The sequence below is a fragment of the Actinosynnema sp. NPDC023658 genome (assembly GCF_040639995.1).
In the GTDB taxonomy this organism is placed as follows: domain Bacteria; phylum Actinomycetota; class Actinomycetes; order Mycobacteriales; family Pseudonocardiaceae; genus Actinosynnema.
The window spans coordinates 20,636-28,243 of record NZ_JBFAAX010000040.1 but is presented as its reverse complement, the minus strand read 5'-3'; the positions used below and the strand labels follow the sequence as shown (position 1 = coordinate 28,243).

General features: G+C 73.5%; 9 protein-coding genes and 1 riboswitch. Of the genes, 4 read left to right on the top strand and 5 right to left on the bottom strand.

Annotated features, from left to right (window positions below):
• Positions 1-35: 35 nt before the first annotated feature.
• The 4 genes from AB0G02_RS08205 to AB0G02_RS08190 all read right to left on the bottom strand — a co-directional run bounded on the left by AB0G02_RS08205 (position 36) and on the right by AB0G02_RS08190 (position 2,519).
• Positions 36-611, bottom strand: a complete 576-nt coding sequence (locus AB0G02_RS08205; RefSeq protein WP_360791186.1) for a snapalysin family zinc-dependent metalloprotease — start codon at positions 609-611, stop codon at positions 36-38.
• A gap of 156 nt (positions 612-767) precedes the next feature.
• Positions 768-1,334 carry a sigma-70 family RNA polymerase sigma factor gene (locus tag AB0G02_RS08200; RefSeq protein WP_360791189.1) on the bottom strand — a complete coding sequence of 189 codons (567 nt, stop codon included), beginning with the start codon at positions 1,332-1,334 and terminating at the stop codon, positions 768-770.
• A 98-nt stretch (positions 1,335-1,432) separates the two neighbouring features.
• Entirely contained in the window at positions 1,433-1,993 is a 561-nt protein-coding gene (locus AB0G02_RS08195; protein ID WP_360791183.1) for a sigma-70 family RNA polymerase sigma factor, read from the bottom strand.
• Between the two features lie 67 nt (positions 1,994-2,060).
• Positions 2,061-2,519 (bottom strand): SRPBCC family protein, encoded by a 459-nt coding sequence (locus AB0G02_RS08190; RefSeq protein WP_360791180.1) that lies wholly within the window; start codon positions 2,517-2,519, stop codon positions 2,061-2,063.
• Between the two features lie 57 nt (positions 2,520-2,576).
• On the opposite strand from AB0G02_RS08190, the gene AB0G02_RS08185 reads away from it, so the two are divergent.
• Positions 2,577-3,125: a TetR/AcrR family transcriptional regulator gene (locus AB0G02_RS08185; RefSeq protein WP_360791177.1), complete on the top strand. Its 549-nt coding sequence runs from the start codon at positions 2,577-2,579 to the stop codon at positions 3,123-3,125.
• Complete coding sequence (locus tag AB0G02_RS08180; protein WP_360791174.1) at positions 3,118-3,399, top strand: DUF167 domain-containing protein; 282 nt, start codon at positions 3,118-3,120, stop codon at positions 3,397-3,399. Before AB0G02_RS08185 ends, AB0G02_RS08180 begins: the two co-directional genes overlap by 8 nt.
• 13 nt (positions 3,400-3,412) lie before the next feature.
• On the opposite strand, the gene AB0G02_RS08175 is transcribed toward AB0G02_RS08180, so the two are convergent.
• Complete coding sequence (locus AB0G02_RS08175; protein WP_360791171.1) at positions 3,413-4,360, bottom strand: M28 family metallopeptidase; 948 nt, start codon at positions 4,358-4,360, stop codon at positions 3,413-3,415.
• Positions 4,361-4,549: 189 nt separating this feature from the next.
• On the opposite strand from AB0G02_RS08175, the gene AB0G02_RS08170 reads away from it, so the two are divergent.
• Entirely contained in the window at positions 4,550-6,031 is a 1,482-nt protein-coding gene (locus AB0G02_RS08170) for a potassium/proton antiporter (protein ID WP_360791168.1), read from the top strand.
• Positions 6,032-6,093: 62 nt separating this feature from the next.
• Positions 6,094-6,207, top strand: a riboswitch (SAM riboswitch).
• A 39-nt stretch (positions 6,208-6,246) separates the two neighbouring features.
• Entirely contained in the window at positions 6,247-7,596 is a 1,350-nt protein-coding gene (locus AB0G02_RS08165) for an aminotransferase class V-fold PLP-dependent enzyme (RefSeq protein ID WP_360791165.1), read from the top strand.
• Positions 7,597-7,608: the final 12 nt, after the last annotated feature.

Here is a 7,608-nt window from a genome sequence, read left to right as displayed (position 1 = left end):
GGTGGTGGGCCGCGGCCCACCACCCCGTCCGACGGTCAGCCGGCCATCACCGGGAGCTGCTCGTAGATCGTCTTCCACTCGTAGGTGCCCATGAAGCCGTTGGCCCACAGGCTGTTGACCCGGCTCGCCTCGGTGGAGTTCGGGTAGGCGTTCGTGCAGGACGTGCCGGGGCCGCCGCCGGACATGAGCTCCGAGCAGGGGCCGGAGTAGTGGTCGGGCAGGCCGAGGGCGTGGCCGGTCTCGTGCGCGGTGATGCGGACGACGTAGTACTGCCGCGCCTGGGTGTGGTCGATGAAGATGGTGCCGCTGCCGTGGCCGTTCGTGCTGGCCCAGGAGCCGCGGGAGTCGTTGCCCTCGCGGTACCGCAGGGTGGCGGCGGCGGCGTTCTCGACCAGCTTGACGTTCGTGACGCGCGAGTTCCAGTTGCTGGCGCCCTGGCGGATGGCGCTGCGGTAGGTGGGCGCGCTGGTGGTGTCGTAGTAGACGGTGACCGCCGCCGCGGTGGGCGGCGACTGCTGGACCGCTGCCTGGTCGGCCGACGCCTGACCGCTGAGCGGGACGATGGCCGCGGCCGCGGCCAACGCGAACGACAGAAGTGCTTTCCTCAACACGATGACTCCTCGCACACAGGGGACTTGCAGGGGAAGCCGCGAGGCTCGTGTCTCAACGTAGGGATCGTTCTCGCCAACTATCGTCGGTCATTCGGTTGATTCAGCCGACAATTCACTTACCGGAACGGCCTAGTGCCGGTTCCGCAGCGTGATGCCTCAGCGGACGTCGTCCTCTTCGAGGCGGGCCTTGAGCTGGTTCAGGCACCGGCCGCGGGTCGGGCCGATGGAGCCCTTGGGCATGGCGAGGGCTTCGGAGACGGCCCGGTACTCGGCCCGGCCCGCCAGCACGGTCAGGCGGAGGAGCTCCTGGCAGCGGCGGGGCAGGGCGTTGAAGCAGCGCCAGAGGCGGCGGTCGCGGTCGTCGCGCAGCGCTTCCGGTTCCGGCAGCCAGCGGTCGTCGGGCATGTCGACGGCGGAGTCGGTGGACAGGGCGGGGCGGCCGTTGCGGTCGCGCCAGGCGCGCTGGGCCTCGCGGCGGGTGGCGACGATCAGCCAGCCCGCCACGGCGCGGGGTTCGACCAGGCGGTCGAGGTGGCGCAGCAGGCTGAGCCACACGGTCTGCACGACGTCCTCGGCGGTGGGCTCGTCCAGACCGTTGCCCCTGGCCACGTGCCACACCAGCGGGGTCAGCTCCGCGACCAGCGAGTCCAGCGCGGACCGCGACCCGGCGCGCGCGGCCACGACCAGCGCCGCCTGCCGCTCGTAGACCGAGGCCTGCGCCATGATCGCCGCCACGCCGAGGTCGTCCGTGCCGGGGTCCTCGGGGATGGCCTCGGTCAGTTCGGCGCGCAGGTGGTCCAGCCTGGGGTCCAGCTCGTCGGTCATGACGTCCCCTTCCCGCGTGGTGAGCCGCGCACCCGTCGCTCCTCGTTGCCGACCTGCTCGCTGACCTTGGCCCGCGCGTGCGAGACGTACCGCCGCACGGACGCCCTCCGGCAGCCCAGCACGTCCGCGATCTCGTCGTCGTCGAAGTCCCAGAACCGCAGCACCAGCGCGGTGCGCAGGTGGTCCGGCAGGTTCGCGACGGCGGCCAGCGTGCTGACCAGCTCGTGCCACGTCTCGGCGTCCCGCTGCTTGGGCACCAGGATCCGGTACGTGCCGCGCTGCCGGGCCACGACCTCGTCGGTGAGGTCACCCGGCCGCTCCCGCCGGCGGGCCTGGTCCACCAGCAGGTTGCGGATCGTCCTCACCAGCCAAGCACGCCTGGACCCGGGGGCGATCACCGGCCAGTTGCGCCACGCGCCGACGAACGCCTCCTGCACCGCGGACTCGTGGTCCAGGTGCGGCGACATCACCGCCGCGAAGCGGAACAGCCGGGTGCGCTCGCGGTGGTAGAAGTCGCTGAAGGTGGCCGCGTGGTCGTCGGGTTCCTCCGGCGTCACGAACCCTCCTCCCTCCGGTCCGGTACCGGGTAGACGGACGAGACCGGGGGTTGTGGAGGAAATCCGGTCAGGCGGGCCGCCGGGCGCCCCTCCTGGCCGCCGCGCGCAGCAGCCGGACCCACGGCGACCAGCGGGCCGGGTGGACGGGCGGGTGACCGGCCGCGCGGGCCGCGTTGTCGAACAGGTCCTCGATGAGCGCGTCGTGCAGCCACCGCACGGCCAGGGGCCACCACAGCCGCGCCAGGCCGCGGGGCCGACCGGTCAGAGTGTGCCGCAACCCGCCCGGCACCGCTTCCAGCACGTGGGTGCCGACCACGGGGAACCCGGGGGAGAAGGCGAACGCGATCCGCCGGCCGGGCACGTGCTCGGTGCAGCGGTAGCGGATGGGGCCGTGCCCGCCGTCCGCGCCCACGCCCAGCGGCCGGTCCAGGACCAGCGGCGGCCACCGGTCGGGCCACAGCTCGACCATCCGGTCGACCAGGTCCGCGCTGCCGGGGATCCGCCGCGTGTGCACGTTCACGATCATCGCGCCCTCTTCCGTACGCAACCGTATGGTGGTTACCGTACGGTAGCGTACGGAGTCATGGCACGGCGGACACGGGACGACTGGACCGCGGTGGCGCTGCGGGCGTTGGCCGAGGGCGGGGTGTCGGCGGTCGCGGTCGAACCGCTGGCGGCCAGGCTCGGCGCGACCAAGGGCAGCGCCTACTGGCACTTCCCCAACCGGGAGGCGCTGCTCAAGGCCACCCTCGAACGCTGGGAGCGCGAGCACACCGAGGCGGTGATCGAGGCCGTGGAGTCGGCCGGGGACCCGGAGGGGAAGCTGCGGCTGCTGTTCGCCACGGTGCTGGACGACGTCCGCGACAGCGCGGTGGAGCTGGCCATGCTGGCGGCCAAGGACGACCCGGCGGTGGCGCCGGTGCTCGGCCGCGTCACCGACCGCCGCCTCGGCTACCTGGAGGAGCTGTTCCGCGAGCTGGGGTTCGACGCCGAGGTGGCGCAGCAGCGGGCGGTGCTCGCGTACTCGGTCTACCTGGGGCAGGCGCAACTGCTGTCGTCCACGCCGCACGTGGTCAAGGCGCGGCGCGCGTTGCTGGACGAGACGCTGACCGTCGTGATGTGCCGTGCCTGAGCCGTTCCGGTTCGTCGTCCGGGTGAAGCCGGGCGCGAAGCGCGAGGCCGTCGGCGGCCGGTGGGGTGACGGCGCGCTGGTCGTCGCGGTCGCCGCGCCTGCCGTGGAGGGCAAGGCGAACGAGGCCGTGCGCAAGGCGCTGGCCGGTGCGTTCGGCGTGCGCAAGCAGGACGTCGAGGTGGTGACCGGCGAGCGCGGCCGGGACAAGGTCGTGCAGGTCGACCCCGCCCCGGCCGGTGCCGCGGACGTGCTGGCGCGGCTGCTCGACGGCTAGGGGAGCCGGCGGGTCAGGCCGCCAGCGCCCACACGGCGTTCGCGATGGCGTCGGCGTTGCGGTCCAGCGCGGTCGCGTTGACGTTCGACGAGGTGTCGCACGAGCGGTGGTAGCAGCGGTCGAACGCGACGCCCGCCGAGCCGCCCCACTTCTGCGCCTGCGCGGAGGTCTTGATGCCCTCCGCGCCGGTGAACGTGCCGCCGACCGGGATGCCCGCCCGCGCGAACGCCGCGTGGTCGGACCGCCCGCCCACGCTGGTCAGCTCGGTGGCCACGCCGATCGAGCCGAAGTAGTCCTGCAGGAGCTGCTGGAGCTGCACCGACCCGGACGGCTGCCCGGACGCGCTGTAGACGAAGTAGCCGGGGTTCGGCGAGCCGATCATGTCGAAGTTGAGGTACGCGTCGATCCGCGACCGGTCCGTTGTGGACAGTGAGTTCACGTAGTAGGTCGAGCCGACCAGACCGAGCTCCTCGGCTCCCCACCAGGCGAAGCGCAGGTGCTTGGTGGGTTGGAAGCCGGTGGACCGCACGGCCAGCGCGACCTCCAGCAGCCCGGCCGAGCCGGTGCCGTTGTCGTTGATGCCGGGACCGGCCGAGACGCTGTCCAGGTGCCCGCCGAGCATGACCACGTTGTTCACGTCGCCGCCGGGCCAGTCCGCGATCAGGTTGTAACCGGTGGCGCCGCTGCTGGTGAACGACTGCACGCGGGTGGTGAACCCGGCGGCGTCCAACTTGGACTTCACCCAGTTGACCGAGGCGAGGTAGCCGGGCCGGCCGTGCGCCCGGTTGCCGCCGTTGGCGTTGGCGATGCTCTGGAGCTGGGCCAGGTCGGCCTGGACGGCGGAGACGGAGATGTTCGGCGCGGCCAGGACGGCGGGCGGCGCGGCGGTGGCCGCGCCGACGCCGGAGCCGAGGAGCGCGCCGGCGGTGGCCAGCGCGGTGGAGATCGTTCGCAACTTCACGGTTTACTCCCGCAGGGTGTGGAGGTGACCGGGGCGGCGGACCCGTGGTCAACATGCCCGGCCGTGCGCGATTCGCGCTACCGGCGTTCGGCTGGTGACGCTCCGTGCGCTGCCGGATTCGTCCATCTCGGTGTCGCCGGGGAGAATGACCCTGTCGGGTGATGACGGGTTGTCGAGCGTGGAGGTCGAGTGGGCGGTGTGACGGGCGTCCTCGGCATCGCCGCCGCGGTTCTGCTGCTCTCGGTCTTCGCGGTCAGGGTGTCGATCCGGCTCGGTCTGCCGTCGCTGCTGCTCTACCTCGCCATCGGGGTGCTGCTGGGCGAGGCGGTGCTCGGCATCCAGTTCGAGGACGCGGGCCTGACCCGCTCCCTGGGCACGGCCGCGCTCGTGCTGATCCTCACCGAGGGTGGTCTCACAACCCGGTGGAGCGCGGTCAGACCGGCGCTCGGACTGGGCATCGCGCTGTCGACCGTCGCCGTGGGCGTGAGCATCGCGGTCACCGGCTTCGCGCTGCACTTCCTGCTCGACATGGACTGGCGCACGGCCCTGCTGTGGGGCGCGGTGCTGTCGTCCACCGACGCCGCCGCCGTGTTCAGCGTGCTGCGCGGGGTGGGTGTGCGGCAGCGGCTCGTCGGCGCGCTGGAGCTGGAGTCCGGCATCAACGACGCGCCGGTGTACATCGCCGTCGTGCTGCTCGCCGCGCCCGACCCGATCACCTGGACCGCGCCGCTGCTGATGGGCTACGAGCTGGTCGCGGGCGCCGTGGTCGGCGTCGTGCTCGGCTGGCTCGGCGGCGTCGGCCTGCGCCGGGCCGCGCTGCCCGCCACCGGCCTGTACCCGCTGGCCACGGTCGCCGTGTGCCTGCTCGCCTACACCGTCGGGGACCTGGCGCACGCGTCCGGCTTCCTCGCCGTCTACATCGCCGCCCTCGTGCTCGGCAACGCCCGGCTGCCGCACCGGTCGGACACCCTGTCGTTCGCCGAGGGGCTGGGCTGGATCGCCCAGATCGGGCTGTTCGTGCTGCTCGGCCTGTACGCCTCGCCCGGTCGGCTGCTCGACGCGCTGGTGCCCGGCCTGGTCGCGGGCGCGGTGCTGGTGCTGCTGGCCCGACCGCTGTCGGTGCTGTTCGCCGCGCTGCCGTTCCGCGTGCCGTGGCGGGAGCAGGTGTTCATCTCGTGGTCCGGGCTGCGCGGCGCCGTGCCGATCGTGTTCGCGCTGATCCCCCTGATCGGGCAGGTGCCGGGCGCGCAGAACCTGGTCGACGCGGTGTTCGTGCTGGTCGTGGTGCTGACCGTGGTGCAGGGGACGACGCTGCCGTGGCTGGCCAAGTGGCTGAAGCTGGTCAAGTCCGGGGAGGCCCACGAGGTGCAGGTCGACTCGTCGGCCCTCGACGAGCTGGGCGCGGAGCTGCTCCAGGTCCGCATCCAGCCCGGCTCCAAGCTGCACGGCGTGTACCTGTCCGAGCTGCGGCTGCCGCCGGGCTCGTCGGTCAGCCTCGTGGTCCGGGACGACAACGGCTTCACCCCCCAGCCCACGACCCGCCTCCAGGTGCACGACCAGCTCCTCGTGGTGTGCACGGAGGCCATGCGGACGGCGACCGAGCAGCGCATCCGGGCCGTCGACCGGGCCGGCCGGTTCGCGCGCTGGATGGGCGACGCCGGCCTGCCGTGACGCTCCCAGGATGTGAACACCGCTCGACGCGGGCGTGCGGTCCGGGTTAGCTTCGGGACGAAGGTCATGAGTGCCAGCGCGAAGCCCAGGCTCGCTGGCCGGCAACCCTCCTACCGCGGTGGGGTGCCCCTGGTGAGGACCTGGCCGGCGCGCAGGGCGTCCGGCAAGCGCGGGCTCCCTCTCGGGTGGGGTGTCCCGGACCCCCGGAGGGCGTCATGACGATCGCAGTCCCCCAGCAGCAGCTCCCCACCGCACTCGCCGCCGCACCTCCCGCCGCCGCGCTTCCCACGGTCGTCGGCGCCGCGCTGCGCGTGCCCGTGGTGACCGGTGAGCGCGTCGAGTACGCCAACCTCGACCACGCGGCCAGCGCGCCCTGCCTGGAGCAGGTCCGCGACGCGGTGGACGAGGTGCTGCCCTGGTACGCCAGCGTGCACCGGGGCGCGGGCTTCGCCTCGCAGGTCAGCACCAAGGTCTACGAGCAGGCCCGCGCGTCGGTCCGCCGCTTCCTCAACGCCCGCGCCACCGACGCCGTCGTCTTCACCCGCAACACCACCGACGCGCTGAACCTGCTGGCCAGGAGCCTGCCGAAGCGCACCGCCGTGATCCTGTTCGACACCGACCACCACGCCGCGCTGCTGCCGTGGCGCGGCCCGAACGTGCGGCGGCTGCGCACGCCTCCCTCGCCCGCCGGCGCGGTGCTGGAGCTGGACCGGGCGCTGCGCGAGGCGCCCGTCGGCCCGCGCCTGGTCGTGGTGACCGGCGCGTCGAACGTGACCGGCGAGGTGTGGCCGGTGGCCGAGCTGGCCCGGGTCGCGCGCAGGCACGGCGCCCGGATCGTCCTGGACGCCGCCCAGCTCGCGCCGCACCGGCCGGTGGACGTGCGCGCGCTCGACGTCGACTACACCGTGCTGTCCGGGCACAAGGTCTACGCCCCGTTCGGCGCGGGCGTCCTGGTCGGCCGGTCCGACTGGTTGCAGGCCGCCGAGCCGTACCTGGTGGGCGGCGGTGCGACGGCCCGCGTCACCGACCACGGCGACCGGCTGGGCGTGGCCTGGTCCGCGGTGCCCGAGCGGCACGAGGCCGGCACGCCGAACGTGGTGGGCGTGCACGCGCTGGCCGTGGCGTGCGACGTGCTGGGCAGGCACTGGGAGCAGACCACCGCGCACGAGCGGACGCTGCTGGCCAGGCTCCGGGCGGGCCTGAGGACCGTGCCCGGCGCGCACGAGCTGGCGCTGTTCGGCCCGGACCACGACCGGGTGGGCGTGGTGAGCTTCACCGTCGGCGGTCAGGACGCCGGCTACCTGGCCGCCGCCCTGTCCGCCGAGCACGGCATCGGCGTGCGCGACGGCGCGTTCTGCGCCCACGTCGCCGTGCACCGGCTCACCCACGGCGAACGGGCGTTGCGCGCCTCGATCGGCCTGGGCACGACCGAGGAGCACGTGGACCGGTTCGTGGCCGCGCTGCGCACGCTCGTCACCGAGGGCTCGCGGTGGGAGTACGAGCTCCGGGACGGCCGTTGGGCCCCGGTGGACGACCAGCGCGCGCTCCCGCCGTTCCTGCGCTGACGCCGATGCTGG